The sequence below is a fragment of the Mycobacterium sp. E3251 genome (genome assembly GCF_001666835.1).
Classification (GTDB): Bacteria; Actinomycetota; Actinomycetes; order Mycobacteriales; family Mycobacteriaceae; genus Mycobacterium.
This window is the reverse complement of record NZ_LZJF01000107.1, coordinates 76,100-90,836: the sequence shown is the minus strand read 5'-3', so window position 1 is coordinate 90,836 and position 14,737 is coordinate 76,100. Positions and strand designations below refer to the sequence as shown.

Below are 14,737 nucleotides of genomic sequence, written 5' to 3'. Positions count from 1 at the left end.
TGCGCGGATCGGCTGGGCTGTCGGTGTGGGCGCCCCGACTGCGCGGCGGGCGCGCGCCCGGCGGCCGGTGCGGTGGTCATTCACGTAGTCGCCGAACAAGCCGCCCTCGACGGCACCGGCGCGGCGCCGGGCTTCCAGCTGGGCGCCGAAGGACTGATCCCGCCCGAGCTGGTCGCCGAGTTGGCCGCCTCGGCCAAGCTGGTGCCGTTGATCCATCCCGGCGATGCGCCGCCCGAGCCGGGTTATGTGCCGTCGCAGGCGTTGGCCGATTTCGTGCGCTGCCGCGATCTCACGTGCCGCTGGCCGGGTTGCGATTGCCCGGCGGTGGCCTGCGACATCGATCACACCATCCCCTACAGCGCTGGCGGGCCCACCCACGCCTCGAATCTCAAATGTTATTGCCGCACACACCATTTGGTGAAAACCTTCTGGGGGTGGCAGGAGAAGCAATTACCCGATGGAACGCTGATCCTGACCTCCCCGGCCGGGCGCACCTACGTCACCACCCCGGGCAGCGCCCTGCTGTTCCCGAGCCTGTGCCGGGCCACCGGGGCGATCGCGGCCGCCGAAGCCGACCCACCCCAGGACTACTGCACCGACCGCACCGCGATGATGCCGAAACGGCGCCGCACCCGCGCCCAAGACCGCACGTACCGGGTGGCCACCGAACGCCGACACAACCGGGACGCCCGACTAGCCCAACGCGCCGGACCCGCAACACCGCCCGACGCCGAACCACCGCCGTTCTGACGGCCGGTAACGGGTTCGGCCCGGTCCCGTGCTCGTCGCAATCCGTCGAATCGGGACCTCAAAGGAAGCGAATACCGCGGGCCTAAGCGGTAGCGTCATTGCTGCTGGCTGGGCCGCCGAGCGAGGTGCACCCCAAGCGCTCGGCGCGCCGCAGCGGCGATGCGACGGGAGGCAAGCATGAAGCGCGGCATCGTCGGGGGATTGGCCGGGCTGCTCCTGGCCGCGGAGCTGATCGCTTCGGCGCCGCCGGCCAGCGCCGGCTGCCAGTACGGAGGAAACGTCCTCAGTAAATGCGACGGACCGGTCCAGCCCGACGGCACCTGGCAGCGTTGCGTGGCGGTTCCGCGCTTGATTCCCAACGGTGCCAGTTCCTACCTGGTGCCCGACGGCCACTGCGAGTCGATGGGCCCCGACCAGCACCCGGCGGATCCCGCCTTCGCCGACCCGCCGATACACATCGACGGCTGAGCCGCGGGGATGTGCCACAGCCCAACAGGTCGTCCGAACGGGTCGCCACCGATCTGATGGAGGATTTGGGCATGCCCGCGTCCCTGCCTCCACTGGCCGCCGAAGACCACGTCTGCGCTGATTGTGGAATGAATTACTCGGATATTCGGCCCAACGACGCGGTCGGTGTCATCGCCGGCCTGCCGGACGCGATTCGGGAGGCGATCTCCGCGATCCCGCCTGGATCGCGACGGTCACGCCCCAGTCCCGAAGTGTGGTCGGTCGCCGAATACCTCTGCCATCTGCGGGACGTCTACGTCTCCTTCACCATTCGGCTGTACCGCGTCCGCACCGAGCGCGAGCCTGCGTGCGAGCCGATGTTCAACGATCTGCGGGCCCGCCGCTTCCGGTACAACGATTGCGACATCGACGCCACGCTCGAGGAGCTGGCGGCCGCCGTGGCGGGCTTCCGCGACGAGGTCGCGCGCATCAAAGACCATGACTGGGACCGCACCGGGACCCGGCTGCCGGGCGAACGGCGCACTGCCCGCTGGTTCGTGCGCCAGGCGATGCACGAAGGCGTGCACCACCTCGGCGATATCCGGAGAATCGGGGGAACGGCTCCTTGAGCCCGCCCGGAAGCCGCCTCGGCCGCGAATTTGGCTCTGAGCTGGTCGTCACCTAGACTCTAGGGGTTGCCTTGGGCAGACCTCGGCCGGTGCGAATCGGCCCCGCGTGCCCTTCGGTGACAAAGACCGCGCATGTCAGGTGATTCGGTGGGCTGTGGCTTGCCTCCTGCCGTGCACACGCAACCAGGTCAGGAGATCGAGTGATTCAGCAGGAATCGCGGCTGAAGGTCGCCGACAACACCGGCGCCAAGGAGATCTTGTGCATCCGGGTGCTCGGCGGTTCGTCGCGACGCTACGCCGGCATCGGGGACGTCATCGTCGCCACCGTCAAGGACGCCATTCCCGGCGGCAACGTCAAGCGCGGGGATGTCGTCAAGGCGGTGGTGGTGCGCACGGTCAAGGAGCGCCGCCGCCCGGACGGCAGCTACATCAAGTTCGACGAGAACGCCGCGGTGATCATCAAGCCCGACAACGACCCGCGCGGCACGCGCATCTTCGGCCCCGTCGGCCGCGAGCTGCGTGAGAAGCGGTTCATGAAGATCATTTCGCTGGCCCCGGAGGTGTTGTAGATGAAAATCAAGAAGGACGACACCGTCCTGGTCATCGCCGGCAAGGACAAGGGCGCCAAGGGCAAGGTGCTCAAGGTTTACCCGGAGCGCAACCGGGTCCTGGTCCAGGGCGTCAACTCAATCAAGAAGCACACCGCGGTTTCGAGCAACCAGCGCGGAGCCCAGTCGGGTGGAATCGTCACCCAGGAGGCGCCGATCGATGCCTCCAACGTGATGGTGGTTGATTCCGACGGTAAGCCCACCCGCGTCGGCTACCGGGTCGACGAGGAGACCGGCAAGCGGGTTCGTATCTCCAAGCGCAACGGCAAGGACATCTGATGACCACTGCAGAGAAGGTGCAGCCGCGCCTGAAAGAGCGCTACCGCAGCGAGATTCGCGATTCGTTGCAGCAGCAGTTCGGCTACGGGAACGTCATGCAGATCCCGACCGTGACGAAAGTCGTTGTCAACATGGGCGTCGGCGATGCGGCGCGGGACGCGAAGCTGATCAACGGCGCGGTCAGCGACCTTGCGCTGATCACCGGGCAGAAGCCCGAGATCCGCAGGGCGCGCAAGTCCATCGCGCAGTTCAAGCTGCGCGAGGGCATGCCGATCGGTGCGCGTGTCACCCTGCGCGGAGACCGGATGTGGGAGTTCCTCGACCGCCTCACCTCGATCGCACTGCCCCGTATCCGTGACTTCCGCGGCCTTTCGCCCAAGCAGTTTGACGGTGTGGGCAACTACACGTTCGGGCTGGCCGAGCAGTCGGTGTTCCACGAGATCGACGTGGACAAGATCGACCGGGTTCGCGGCATGGACATCAACGTCGTCACCTCGGCGACGACCGACGACGAAGGACGAGCGCTGTTGCGGGCCCTCGGCTTTCCCTTCAAGGAGAACTGAGTAGATGGCGAAGAAGGCACTGGTCAATAAGGCCGCACGCAAGCCGAAGTTCGCGGTGCGCGGCTACACGCGCTGCAACAGGTGCGGCCGGCCGCGCGCGGTGTTCCGCAAGTTCGGCCTGTGCAGGATCTGCCTGCGCGAGATGGCGCACGCGGGCGAACTGCCCGGCGTGCAAAAGAGCAGCTGGTAAGAGCCAGGACCCCGAGACCAACCCAGAACAGGCACGCGACAGGCCCGGACCGGGAACCACCGCGAGGAAGGTACCAACGCTGTCATGACCGCGATGACGACGACGCAGTGGGGGCACCCCCAGCAGCGCAGCGGCGAGGGGGCCGTAGCGATGAAGAGGAGCAGCGCTCGATGACTATGACGGACCCGATCGCAGACTTCTTGACACGTCTGCGCAACGCCAATTCGGCGTATCACGACGAGGTGACGCTGCCGCACTCCAAGCTCAAGGCCAACATCGCCCAGATCCTCAAGAGCGAGGGTTACATCAGCGATTACCGGACCGAAGACGCTCGGGTGGGCAAGTCGCTGATCGTCCAGCTCAAGTACGGACCGAGCCGGGAGCGCAGCATCGCCGGACTGCGGCGCGTGTCCAAGCCCGGTTTGCGGGTGTACGCGAAATCCACCAACCTGCCGCGCGTGCTCGGCGGCCTGGGCGTGGCGATTATCTCGACCTCCTCGGGCCTGCTGACCGATCGTCAGGCAGCCAGACAGGGCGTGGGCGGCGAAGTCCTCGCGTACGTGTGGTGAGGGAGTAGACATGTCGCGCATTGGTAAGCAGCCGGTTCCGGTTCCCAGCGGAGTCGACGTAACGATCGAGGGACAGAACGTCTCGGTGAAGGGGCCCAAGGGCAGCCTGAATTTGACGGTCGCCGAACCGATTACGGTGGCCCGCAACGACGATGGCGCAATCGTGGTCACCCGCCCCAACGACGAGCGGCGCAACCGCTCGCTGCACGGGTTGTCGCGCACCCTGGTGTCCAACCTGGTCACCGGAGTCACCGAGGGTTACACCACCAAGATGGAGATCTTCGGCGTCGGTTACCGCGTGCAGCTCAAGGGCGCCAACCTCGAGTTCGCGCTGGGCTACAGCCACCCCGTGGTGATCGAGGCGCCCGAGGGCATCACCTTCGCGGTGCAATCCCCGACGAAGTTCTCGATCACCGGCATCGACAAGCAGAAGGTCGGCCAGATCTCGGCGAACATCCGCCGCCTGCGCCGTCCCGACCCGTACAAGGGCAAGGGCGTGCGCTACGAGGGCGAGCAGATCCGCCGCAAGGTCGGAAAGACAGGTAAGTAGTCATGGCGCAAAAACAAGCTGACACCGCCGCGCGAAAGCCGGTGGGGCAGAGCGTATCCGCAACTCGTCGGGTCTCGCGGCTGCGCAGGCACGCCCGGCTTCGCAAGAAGATCGCGGGCACCCCGGAGCGTCCGCGGCTCGTCATCAACCGGTCAGCGCGGCACATTCACGTGCAGCTGGTCAACGACGAGAACGGCACCACGGTGGCCGCGGCGTCGTCGATCGAGGACGACGTGCGCGGCCTGCAGGGCGACAAGAAGGCCCGCAGCGTGCGGGTGGGCCAATTGATCGCCGAGCGCGCCAAGGCCGCCGGCATCGACACCGTGGTGTTCGACCGCGGCGGTTACACCTACGCCGGACGGATCGCGGCGCTGGCCGATGCCGCCCGCGAGAACGGATTGAGTTTCTAGATGATCGAGACCTCGAACAAGACTGGAAGGACCGCATAATGGCGGAACAGTCGGCCGGCGGGCAGGGCGCCCCAGACAGCCGTGACTCGCGCGGCGACCGCGACAGCCGCGGCCGGCGCGATGGCGGCGGGCGGGGTGGCCGCGACCGCGACGGCGACAAGAGCAACTACCTGGAGCGGGTCGTCGCCATCAACCGTGTCTCCAAGGTGGTCAAGGGTGGTAGGCGCTTCAGCTTCACCGCGTTGGTCATCGTCGGCGACGGCAACGGCATGGTTGGCGTCGGCTACGGCAAGGCCAAGGAAGTTCCGGCCGCCATCGCCAAGGGCGTCGAAGAGGCGCGCAAGGGCTTCTTCCGCGTGCCGCTGATCGGCGGCACCATCACGCACCCGGTGCAGGGTGAAGCCGCCGCCGGCGTGGTGCTGCTGCGCCCGGCCAGCCCGGGTACCGGTGTGATCGCCGGCGGCGCGGCGCGTGCGGTGCTGGAATGCGCCGGGGTGCGCGACATCCTGGCCAAGTCGTTGGGCAGCGACAACGCGATCAACGTGGTGCATGCCACCGTCACCGCGCTCAAGCTGCTGCAGCGTCCCGAGGAGGTGGCGGCCCGCCGCGGGCTGCCGATCGAGGACGTCGCCCCGGCCGGAATGCTCAAGGCGCGACGGGAAAGTGAAGCGCTGGCCGCCAGTGCCGCGCGTGAGGGAACGGCACCGCAATGAGCCAACTGAAGATCACCCAGGTGCGCAGCACCATCGGGGCCCGCTGGAAGCAGCGGGAGAGCCTGCGCACCCTGGGCCTGCGACGGATTCGCCATTCGGTGATCCGTGAGGACAACCCACAGACCCGCGGCCTCATCGCGGTGGTCAATCACCTCGTTGAGGTGGAGGAGACACAGTGACCATCAAGCTGCACGATCTGAAGCCCGCGCCCGGGTCCAAGACCGCCCGCACCCGCGTCGGTCGCGGTGAGGGCTCGAAGGGCAAGACCGCCGGCCGCGGCACCAAGGGCACCAAGGCCCGCAAGAACGTGCCGGCCACCTTCGAGGGCGGCCAGATGCCGATTCACATGCGGCTGCCCAAGCTCAAGGGCTTCCGCAACCGGTTCCGCACCGAGTACGAGGTCGTCAACGTCGGCGACCTCAACCGGCTGTTCCCCCAGGGCGGCTCCATCGGTGTCGACGAGCTGGTCGCAAAGGGTGCGGTCCGCAAGAACTCGTTGGTCAAGGTCCTCGGCGACGGCAAGCTGACCGTCAAGCTCGAGGTCTCCGCGCACAAGTTCAGCGGCAGCGCGCGGGAGAAGATCACCGCCGCGGGCGGCTCGGTCACCGAGCTCTGATCAGCCAAGCCGCGGAATCACTTCCGCGGCAAGGCGTTCCATCTGCTCGCGGTTCTCTGGAACGTCGACGCCGACCGGATTGAGCAACAGGTACTCGGCGCCGGCGTCGATCACCTCGCGCAGCCCGCGTGCCACGTCGTCGGGTGTGCCCGACACCGGAACGTCTTCGACGCCGGGCATCTTGCCGTAGATCCGCCGCAGGCCAGCCAGCACGCGCTCGCGCGCCCGCGCCGCGTCGTCGTCGACCATCAGGTAGACGCGCTTGCCGATGGTGAAATGGGTTGGGTCCTTTCGTTGTTCGTCGAGTTCGCGGCGCACCACGGTCACCGCCCCGGCGAACGCCTGGGTGGTCGACGAACCGGCGCCCATGAAGGAGTCGCCGTGGCGCACCGCCCTGGCCAGGGCCTTCGGCGCCAGGCCGCCGAACCAGATGGGCGGGTGCGGCCGCTGTACCGGCTTGGGCGCGATCGGCACGTCGTCGACGTCGCGGAACCGGCCATGGAACGTAACCCGGGGTTCGTCTGACCAGGCGGCCTTCATCAGCTTCAGACCCTCGGTGAAATACGAGATGTACGTTTCCTTTTCGACGCCGAACGCGGCGAACCTGCGAAAACCGCCGCCCGTCCCGACGCCGACGTCCAGCCGGCCGTGGCTGAGCCGGTCGACCGCGGTGACGGAAGAGGCCAGCTGCAGCGGATCGTGCAACGACGTCACCAGCACGGCGACGCCCAGACGCAGCCGCTCGGTGCAGGCCGCGCAGTAGGCCAGCAGCTCCAGCGGCGCCAGCAGCGGTGCGTCCCCGATGATCTGCTCGAGCACCCAACCCCCCTCGAACCCGAGCTCCTCGGCCCGAAGCAGGTACGCCCGCAGGCCTTCGGCGTCGAACCGGTCGTAGTCGAATTGGGGGATGGCGATGGAGAACCTCACCCCATCACCGTACGGCGGCGGTGTCGGTACGCTGCAAACATGTTCGCCTTCCTGCCCTCGATGCCCGGGGTCGACGACGTCCGCGCGTTGGCCGTACGAGTCGACACCGCCCGCCACCACGGCGTACCCAATGGCTGTGTCCTCGAGCTCGACCTGCGGTCGGCGCCGCCGGAGGCGACGGGGTTCGACCCGCTCGCGATCCTCACCGGCGGCAGGCCGATGGCGCTGCGCGACGCGGTCGCCGCCATCCACCGCGCGGCCGAGGACCCGCGGGTCGCCGGGCTGATCGCGCGGGTCCAACTTGCGGCCTCACCGCCGGCGGCGGTGCAGGAGCTGCGTGAGGCCATCGCCATGTTCACCGCCGCCAAGCCGTCGCTGGCCTGGGCGGAAACCTACCCGGGCACCCTGTCCTACTACCTGGCCTCGGCGTTCGGCGAGGTCTGGATGCAGCCGTCGGGAAGCGTGGGGCTGATCGGCTTCGCGAGCAACGAAACCTTCCTGCGCGACGCGTTCGACAAGGCGGGGATCGAACCCCAATTCGTCGCGCGCGGCCAATACAAGTCGGCGGCAAACCGTTTCACCGAACACGGCTTCACGACGGCCCACCGCGAGGCCGTCACCCGGATGCTGGAAAGCCTGCAGCAGCAGGCGTGGCAGGCGATCGCCGAATCGCGCAAACTCGACGCCGGCGCGCTCGACGCGCTGGCCGACCGCGCGCCGCTGCTGCGCGACGACGCCGTGTCCGCCGGGCTGCTAGACCGGATCGGATTTCGCGACGAAGCCTACGCCCGCATGGCGGAACTGGTTGGGGTGAAGGATGTTTCGGATGAGACCGACCCGCCGCGGCTGTACCTGGCGCGTTACGCCGGTGCGGCCCGCCCCCGGCTGACTCCGCCCAAGCCGCCGGTGCCCGGCCGCCGGCCCAAGCCGACCCTGGCCGTCATCACCGTCGACGGCATGATCGTCGACGGACGCGGTGGGCCGCAGTTCCTGCCGTTGGGCACTTCGACCGCCGGCGGCGACACCATCGGGGCGGCGCTGCGGGAGGCCGGCGCCGACGACTCGGTGTCCGCGATCGTGCTGCGGGTGAACAGCCCGGGCGGCACCATCACGGCGTCGGAGAGCATCTGGCGCGAGGTGACCCGCGCCCGCAAGCGGGGCAAGCCGGTGGTCGCTTCGATGGGCGCGGTCGCCGCCTCCGGCGGTTACTACGTCTCGATGGGGGCCGACGCGATCGTCGCCAACCCGGCGACGGTCACCGGTTCGATCGGCGTGATCACCGGCAAGCTGGTGATCCGCGATCTGTTGGAGCGGTTGGGGGTCGGGTCGGATACCGTGCGCACCAACGCCAATGCCGACGCCTGGTCGATCGACGCACCGTTCACGCCGGAGCAGCAGGCGCATCGCGAAGCGGAGGCGGACCTGTTCTACGCCGACTTCGTGCAGCGGGTCGCCGAAGCCCGCAACCTGACCGCCGAGGCGGTCGATCGTGTTGCGCAGGGACGGATTTGGACCGGCGCCGACGCGCTGGATCGCGGCCTGGTCGACGAACTCGGCGGGTTCCGCACCGCCGTGCGCCGGGCCAAAGTCCTCGCCGGCCTCGACGAGGACAGCGACGTCCGCATCGTCAGTTATCCGGGCTCGTCGCTGCTGGACATGGTCCGGCCGCGCGCATCGTCGCAACCCGCCGCCGCATCGCTGCCGGACGCACTGGCCGCGCTGCTGGGCCGCACGGTCACCGGTGTCCTGGACAACGTCGAGCACACGCTGAGCGGCGCCAGCGCGCTGTGGCCGGGGCCGTCGCGGTTCTAAGCGCTAAGCGGTGAGCCCGCCGCTGATGAATATGATCTCGCCGAGCGGGTCGTCGTTTTGCGGGGGCGGCGCCTCGATGCCCTGGCGGCGGAACAGTTCCGTGCGGGTGGTGCCCTCGACGTTCCACCGCTTGGACCGCAGATAGTCCAGGACGTGGTTGCGTTCGCCGGCGTAGACCAGCGACGCCATGTCGATGTCCACGCCGTGGTCGCGGAAGGAACCGGACATCTCCCGCACCCGGTCCGCATCGAAATCGACGATGCCGGGCACGAATTCGGTGGCGATCGTGCTCCCGGGCGCGCTGAGCGCGGTGATGTTGTCGAACAACCGGTCCTGGGCGTCCGGCGGCAGGTAGATCAGCAGACCCTCGGCCAGCCACGCCGTCGGCGCCGTCGTATCGAACCCGGCCGCTTTCAGGGCGGCCGGCCAGTCGGCGCGCAGGTCGATCGGCACGGTGCGCCGCGTCGCGGTCGGTTCGGCACCGATGCCGGCCAACGTGCCCGTCTTGAATTCGATGACGCGGGGCTGGTCGATCTCGTAGACCACCGTGCCGTCCGGCCACGGCAGCCGGTAGGCGCGCGCGTCCAACCCCGATGCGAGGATGACCACCTGCCGGATTCCGCCGCCGGTGGCGTTGACGAAGTAGTCGTCGAAATACTTGGTGCGCACGGCCATTCCGTCGACCATCGCCTGCATGCGCACCTGCGACGCGTTCTCGATCGCGTCGAGGTCGAGCTCGCCGTCCATCATCTTGGTGAAAAAATCGACCCCCACCGCGCGCACCAGCGGCTCGGCGAACGGGTCGTGGATCAGGCCGCGGGGATCCTTCGTCGCCATGGCGCGGCCGGCGGCCACCATGGTCGCGGTGGCGCCCACACTGGACGCCAGATCCCACTCGTCGTCGTGAGCGCGTGACATAGGTGAGACCCTAGCCAACCCGCTACGCCAGCGTCGCGGCGACGTAGCTCAGCTCGCCGAAGGTGGCCGACATCTCGTCCTCGGGAAATTCAAAGCCGTTCTGCGCGTACAATTCCCGGGCCGGGTGGGTCTCCACCTGCCAGCCGTGGGTTTTCAGGTAGTCGACGACGACGTTGCGTTCGCCCCGGTAGAAGAGGTCGGCCGCGTTGAGGTTGAAGCCGAAGCGCTGCCACCTTTCGCTGATGCGCTGCAACCTCTCGTCGGAGAAGGCGTTGGGGTCGGGCACGTGTTCGGTCGCCACCCGGCTGCCCGGCGCGCTGAGCGCGGTGATGTTGTCGAACAACCGGTCCTGCGCCTCGGGCGGGAGGTAGGGCAGCAGGCCCTCCGCGCTCCACGCGGTCGGCCGCGTCACGTCAAACCCGCCTTCGCGCAACGCCGCCGGCCAGTCGTCACGCAGGTCGATGGCGATCGCGCGGCGCTCGGCCGTCGGGGCGGCGCCGAGGCCGGCCAGCGTGTCGGTCTTGAACGCGATGACCCGCGGCTGGTCGATCTCGTAGACAACGGTGCCCGCCGGCCACCGCAACCGGTAGGCGCGGGTGTCGAGGCCGGACGCCAGGATCACCGCCTGCCGCACACCATCTTTGGTGGCGCCGGTGAAGAAGTCGTCGAAAAACCGGGTGCGAACGGTGATCTGCTCGGCCCGGGCCTTGCGGTTGAACAGCGGGTCGTCCTCGAAATCGACCTGTCCGTCGACGATGCGGATGAAGGGCTCCAGGCCGACGGCGCGGACCAGCGGTTCGGCCAGCGGGTCGTCGAGTAATGCGTCGGGTCCCTGTGACGCCACCGCGCGGGATGCGGCGACCATGGTGGCCGTCGCTCCCACGCTGGACCCGGGTCCCCAGCTGTCGCCTTCGGTACGTCCCGATTCCACAGTCATGCAAAGGCTCCTATTTCGTGTCCAGTGTGCCGCTTACGTAAAGCATCTCGCCCATGCGGATGTCGTCGTCCTCGAGCGGCGGAAGCCCGTTGGCCGAGAACAGCTCCCGGATGCTGACGCCGTTCAGCGACCAACCACGCTCGCCGAGGTAGGGGGCGGCCTCGTTGCGTTCCCCGAAGTAGACGAGCCCCGCCATGTCCAGGTCGAAACCGTGCGCACGCCAGCGTTCGGAGATGTGCTGCATGCGTTCCTTCAGCTTGTCCTCGTCCCCGGGTTCGGGGTTGGGCGCGCTCTCGACGGCCAACCGGCTGCCCGGCGCGCTGAGTTCGGTGATGGTGTCCAGCAGGCGATCCTGCGCCTCCGGGGGCAGGTACCCCAGCAGGCCCTCGGCGCTCCACGCGGTCGGCTGGGCCGGGTCGAATCCTGCGGCGCGCAACGCGGCCGGCCAGTCGTCGCGCAGGTCGACGGCCACCACTCGCCGGTCGGCGGTGGGCGCGGCGCCCAGGTCGGCCAGCGTGCGCGACTTGAAGTCGATCACCTGGGGCTGGTCGACCTCGTAGACGACGGTCCCGGCGGGCCACGCCAGCCGGTAGGCGCGGGCGTCCAGCCCCGAGGCCAGGATCACCGCCTGCTTGATGCCGGCACGCGTCGCGTCCAGGAAGAACTCGTCGAAAAACTTCGTGCGCACGGCCATGTTGTCGGCCATCCGGGACATCGCGCCGGCGGATCCGGTCGCGCCGTCGTGCGCGTCGTTCAGCTCGTCCGGGTTCACCTCGCCGGTCGCCAGCCGGGTGAGCAGGTCCACGCCCACGGCCCGGACCAACGGCTCGGCGAACGGGTCGTTGATCAGCGGACGGTCGGCGCGGGTCGCCACGGCGCGGGCGGCGGCGACCATCGTCGCGGTCACCCCGACGCTGGACGCCAGGTCCCAGGTGTCGCCCTCGTACCTGGTGGAAGTCATGTTCGCCCCTGTTCAGGAATAGTCAATCTAATATTTAGCCGATATAACAAGCCTCCACCACTGTACGCTTCCGCGAATTCGCGGCAACCTTGACGGATCGGGTGCTGCGCTCCCGGGGCACGCTGGTGCAGGCCGGCGTTCACGCGCCCGGCCGTTGGGAGTCGAGCGATGGCGCGACGCGTTCCTCGCGATCGCCAACCAGGGCGAAAGCGGAGCGGTGAAAGTCGCTACCGATCAGCGTTAGGCGGGGCGGGTGGCGCGGTAGTAGTTCAGTCGCCCGAGAACGCGGTGCGGCGTCGATGCGACCTCGGTGCAGTCGAATCCCGCCGCCGTCAGCAGTCGAGGAATCGCATCCCCGAGATTTCCCGCCGCGTGGGGGTTGCGCCTGACGAGCCGCGCCAGCGGGCCGCGGTCGGCGGTCTCCTCGCCGCCGATGTCGACCAGATGCAGCCTGCCGCCGGGGCGCAGGACACGAAAAACCTCCTGAGCCGCAGCGGTTTTCGACTGATCGGCGATATGGTGCAGCATCATCGACGACAGCACTCGGTCGAATTCGCCGTCGGCGTAGGGGAGCCGCTCCGCGTAGCCGTGCTCGAAACGGACGCCGTCCCCTTTGCGTCGCGCCCGATCGAGCGCCCGCGGGTCGGGGTCGCATCCGACCGCCTCCAAGCGGGGATACTCGCGTTTGGCCCGAAGAATCAGATTGCCGGTGCCGCAGCCGATTTCCAGGACGCGATGGCAGTCGGCCAGGTCGGCCTGAGCGATCAGCGCCTGATGGAACCGTTTAACACCAAGCAGGCGTGAGATCAGGTCGTAGCAGGGCAGCAGCGCGTCGTGACCGGCGGCGGGCAAGTAGTCATGTGGATGATGTTTTGTCACGAAATCCATGGTGAATCGATGGAGCCCAGAATAATTGGGTGATTCTCGGGGAAAATTAGACTATTTTCGGTGACATGACGCAACCTGCTCGGATGGTTCGGCGTCGCGCGGGGGTGCCGATCTACGAATACCGCACCGATCCGGACACGCCGCCGGTGTCGGTGGTGAGGTCAGGTCCCGAGGATTTCATCGATCGCGGTCGCCACATTCACGACTTTCCGGCGCTCTGGTACCTGCCCGCGGCCGGACTGGTCTACGTGGCGGCCGCGGGCCGGGTGCTCGAACCCGCACGGCTGGAGCTTCACGACGCCGGAGTGGCGGTGTTCTTCGATCCCGCCGCGCTCGGCGAGGACGCGCGATCGCCGTGGCCGGCCTGGCGGGCGCACCCCCTGCTGTTCCCGTTCCTGCACGGACAGTCCGGCGGAATCCTGCGGCTGGATGTGCCCGCGGACCGACGGGCGGCGTGGGACGCCGCGATCCGGTCGATCGAAACGGAATTGGGTGCGCGGCAGGACGGTTATCGGCAGGCGGTGCTGGCGCACCTGACCCTGTTGTTGATCGACCTCGCGCGCCTGGCCGGCCCGGTGGTCGCCGAGCTGCGGCGCAGCGGTGAACCGCTGCTGGCCGGGGTCTTCGACGTGATCGACCGGCGGCACGCCGAGCCGTTGTCACTGCGCGACGTGGCAGGTGAACTCGGCATCACCCCGGGACACCTGACCACCGTGGTCCGGCGCCGCACCGGACGCACCGTGGGGGAGTGGATCACCGAGCGCCGCATGGCGGAGGCGCGGACGTTGCTCGCCGAAACCGATCTCCCGATCGCCGAGGTCGCCGGGCGGGTCGGGATCGCGGACGCGGGCTATTTCAGCAGGCTGTTCAGCCGGACCCATGGAGTATCGCCACGCGCATGGCGCGGCCGGGCGGCCTGAATGCCGCGACTCAAACGGTGACCGCCCCGTGAGATCCGGTGATGGGCAAGTCGATCGGGGTGATGACGCCCGGTTGCGCGTCGCAGACGAACGGGATGGCGTTGACCGCCGCGACGGCGGTGCTGTCCATCAACACGGTCATCACGTCCTCGCCGGGGTGACCGAATCGGATGGTCGCGTCGACGCGCGGCTGGCCTTCGATCACCACGCTGAAGCCCTTCGGGTCGGTCCATTTCGGGTCGAGCGCGTCGTCGCTCATCGTCCAGCAGATGGCGAGCTCGACGACCGGACGACCGCCGAGATGGCCGCGATAGGTGCGGCGCTGTCCGCCGACGGTGCCGGCGGCGAAGTTCACCCAGCCCAGGTCGAGATCGCGGGTCAACACCGCCGGCTCGACGAACGCGTCCTTGGAGTCGAGCTCGACGCCCAGCATTGTGGCGATCATGTCCAGGGTCTCGAAATAGCCGAGGCCGTAGCGTTGTGTCTCCGGATCGATGTGGGTCACCGGCTCACGGGGTGTTTTGCCGAATCCGAGCACTTTCCACACGTCCCATACGGGATAGGTGGTGCAGTCCAAGGTTTCAACGAGCTTGACGCTGTGGATCTTTCGGCATGCGCCGGTGAGGAAGCCGGCGACGACGTTGATGAAGCCCGGTTCGAATCCGGTGCCCAGGAAGGTCGCCCGTCCCTCCTGCGCCGCCGCTTCGAGCGCGGGGAGTTCGGCCGGGTGATGGGTGCCGGTGAGGAAATCACCCGTCGTGACGACGTTGATGCCGCTGCGCAGCATCCTGGTCACCAGCTCGTAGTCGATGGCGCGGGGCATGTAGCACACGCAATCCGGTCGGAGGTCGATCAGCGCGTCGGCGTCGCCGGTCGCGGCGACGCCGGCCGAGGCTTGGCCCGCCAGCTCGCCCGCGTCGCGGCCCACCTTGTCCGAACCGAACGCATGAACGCCCACCACGTCGAAGTCGTCGCGCTCCAGCAGGGCGCCGAGCGCTCGCTTACCGATGTTGCCGGTCGACCATTGGACCACTCGGTAGCGCGCCATGC

At 68.3% G+C, this 14,737-nt stretch carries 21 protein-coding genes and 1 pseudogene; 16 read left to right on the top strand and 6 right to left on the bottom strand.

What is annotated here, in order from left to right; genetic code table 11:
- The 13 genes from A5697_RS13590 to rplO all read left to right on the top strand — a co-directional run.
- Positions 1-750 (top strand): HNH endonuclease signature motif containing protein (locus tag A5697_RS13590; RefSeq protein ID WP_156673288.1); only part of this gene is annotated, 750 nt, incomplete at its 5' end.
- 177 nt (positions 751-927) lie between these two features.
- On the top strand, positions 928-1,218 hold the full coding sequence (locus tag A5697_RS13585; RefSeq protein ID WP_068010920.1) for a hypothetical protein: 291 nt from the start codon (positions 928-930) through the stop codon (positions 1,216-1,218).
- 71 nt (positions 1,219-1,289) lie between these two features.
- The gene (locus tag A5697_RS13580) at positions 1,290-1,826 is read left to right on the top strand and encodes a DinB family protein (RefSeq protein WP_068010934.1); all 537 of its coding nucleotides are present in this window, start codon (positions 1,290-1,292) and stop codon (positions 1,824-1,826) included.
- 200 nt (positions 1,827-2,026) lie between these two features.
- Complete coding sequence (gene rplN, locus A5697_RS13575) at positions 2,027-2,395, top strand: 50S ribosomal protein L14 (RefSeq protein WP_003403649.1); 369 nt, start codon at positions 2,027-2,029, stop codon at positions 2,393-2,395.
- The gene (rplX, locus tag A5697_RS13570; RefSeq protein WP_066945894.1) at positions 2,396-2,713 is read left to right on the top strand and encodes a 50S ribosomal protein L24; all 318 of its coding nucleotides are present in this window, start codon (positions 2,396-2,398) and stop codon (positions 2,711-2,713) included. It begins immediately after the preceding gene.
- Positions 2,713-3,276, top strand: a complete 564-nt coding sequence (gene rplE / locus A5697_RS13565; protein WP_067943625.1) for a 50S ribosomal protein L5 — start codon at positions 2,713-2,715, stop codon at positions 3,274-3,276. Before rplX ends, rplE begins: the two co-directional genes overlap by 1 nt.
- 4 nt (positions 3,277-3,280) lie before the next feature.
- The gene (locus tag A5697_RS13560) at positions 3,281-3,466 is read left to right on the top strand and encodes a type Z 30S ribosomal protein S14 (RefSeq protein WP_007167851.1); all 186 of its coding nucleotides are present in this window, start codon (positions 3,281-3,283) and stop codon (positions 3,464-3,466) included.
- Positions 3,467-3,636: 170 nt separating this feature from the next.
- A complete protein-coding gene (rpsH, locus tag A5697_RS13555; RefSeq protein ID WP_008260619.1) occupies positions 3,637-4,035 on the top strand; it encodes a 30S ribosomal protein S8 in 399 nt (132 codons plus the stop codon).
- Between the two features lie 10 nt (positions 4,036-4,045).
- A complete protein-coding gene (rplF, locus tag A5697_RS13550) occupies positions 4,046-4,585 on the top strand; it encodes a 50S ribosomal protein L6 (RefSeq protein ID WP_067943622.1) in 540 nt (179 codons plus the stop codon).
- Positions 4,586-4,626: 41 nt separating this feature from the next.
- The gene (gene rplR / locus A5697_RS13545; protein ID WP_082948339.1) at positions 4,627-4,995 is read left to right on the top strand and encodes a 50S ribosomal protein L18; all 369 of its coding nucleotides are present in this window, start codon (positions 4,627-4,629) and stop codon (positions 4,993-4,995) included.
- A gap of 38 nt (positions 4,996-5,033) precedes the next feature.
- Complete coding sequence (gene rpsE / locus A5697_RS13540; RefSeq protein ID WP_066945871.1) at positions 5,034-5,708, top strand: 30S ribosomal protein S5; 675 nt, start codon at positions 5,034-5,036, stop codon at positions 5,706-5,708.
- Positions 5,705-5,887 carry a 50S ribosomal protein L30 gene (rpmD, locus tag A5697_RS13535; RefSeq protein WP_067754267.1) on the top strand — a complete coding sequence of 61 codons (183 nt, stop codon included), beginning with the start codon at positions 5,705-5,707 and terminating at the stop codon, positions 5,885-5,887. The genes rpsE and rpmD overlap by 4 nt, the downstream gene beginning before the upstream one ends.
- The gene (gene rplO / locus A5697_RS13530; RefSeq protein WP_067950619.1) at positions 5,884-6,324 is read left to right on the top strand and encodes a 50S ribosomal protein L15; all 441 of its coding nucleotides are present in this window, start codon (positions 5,884-5,886) and stop codon (positions 6,322-6,324) included. Before rpmD ends, rplO begins: the two co-directional genes overlap by 4 nt.
- On the opposite strand, the gene A5697_RS13525 is transcribed toward rplO, so the two are convergent.
- Positions 6,325-7,251 carry an LLM class flavin-dependent oxidoreductase gene (locus tag A5697_RS13525; RefSeq protein WP_068010919.1) on the bottom strand — a complete coding sequence of 309 codons (927 nt, stop codon included), beginning with the start codon at positions 7,249-7,251 and terminating at the stop codon, positions 6,325-6,327.
- A gap of 39 nt (positions 7,252-7,290) precedes the next feature.
- Here A5697_RS13525 and sppA point away from each other — a divergent pair, with 39 nt between their 5' ends.
- Positions 7,291-9,063, top strand: a complete 1,773-nt coding sequence (sppA, locus tag A5697_RS13520) for a signal peptide peptidase SppA (RefSeq protein ID WP_068010917.1) — start codon at positions 7,291-7,293, stop codon at positions 9,061-9,063.
- A gap of 3 nt (positions 9,064-9,066) precedes the next feature.
- Here sppA and A5697_RS13515 read toward each other — a convergent pair whose 3' ends face one another.
- From A5697_RS13515 to A5697_RS13505, 3 genes are read right to left on the bottom strand one after another with little or no spacing between them, the layout of a single operon-like run.
- Positions 9,067-9,981 (bottom strand): class I SAM-dependent methyltransferase, encoded by a 915-nt coding sequence (locus A5697_RS13515; RefSeq protein WP_067950626.1) that lies wholly within the window; start codon positions 9,979-9,981, stop codon positions 9,067-9,069.
- Between the two features lie 22 nt (positions 9,982-10,003).
- Positions 10,004-10,918 (bottom strand): class I SAM-dependent methyltransferase, encoded by a 915-nt coding sequence (locus A5697_RS13510; protein ID WP_068010916.1) that lies wholly within the window; start codon positions 10,916-10,918, stop codon positions 10,004-10,006.
- Positions 10,919-10,928: 10 nt separating this feature from the next.
- The gene (locus A5697_RS13505; protein WP_068010914.1) at positions 10,929-11,879 is read right to left on the bottom strand and encodes a class I SAM-dependent methyltransferase; all 951 of its coding nucleotides are present in this window, start codon (positions 11,877-11,879) and stop codon (positions 10,929-10,931) included.
- A gap of 98 nt (positions 11,880-11,977) precedes the next feature.
- Here A5697_RS13505 and A5697_RS27745 point away from each other — a divergent pair.
- Positions 11,978-12,123, top strand: a pseudogene (locus A5697_RS27745) (oxidoreductase); the annotation flags it as partial.
- On the opposite strand, the gene A5697_RS13500 reads toward A5697_RS27745, so the two are convergent.
- Positions 12,120-12,758: a class I SAM-dependent methyltransferase gene (locus A5697_RS13500; protein ID WP_369806115.1), complete on the bottom strand. Its 639-nt coding sequence runs from the start codon at positions 12,756-12,758 to the stop codon at positions 12,120-12,122. The pseudogene A5697_RS27745 and the gene A5697_RS13500 sit on opposite strands and share 4 nt — an antisense overlap.
- Positions 12,759-12,832: 74 nt before the next feature.
- On the opposite strand from A5697_RS13500, the gene A5697_RS13495 reads away from it, so the two are divergent.
- Entirely contained in the window at positions 12,833-13,687 is an 855-nt protein-coding gene (locus tag A5697_RS13495; protein ID WP_067950634.1) for an AraC family transcriptional regulator, read from the top strand.
- A gap of 10 nt (positions 13,688-13,697) precedes the next feature.
- On the opposite strand, the gene A5697_RS13490 is transcribed toward A5697_RS13495, so the two are convergent.
- The gene (locus A5697_RS13490; RefSeq protein ID WP_068010911.1) at positions 13,698-14,735 is read right to left on the bottom strand and encodes a dihydrodipicolinate reductase; all 1,038 of its coding nucleotides are present in this window, start codon (positions 14,733-14,735) and stop codon (positions 13,698-13,700) included.
- Positions 14,736-14,737 lie beyond the last annotated feature (2 nt).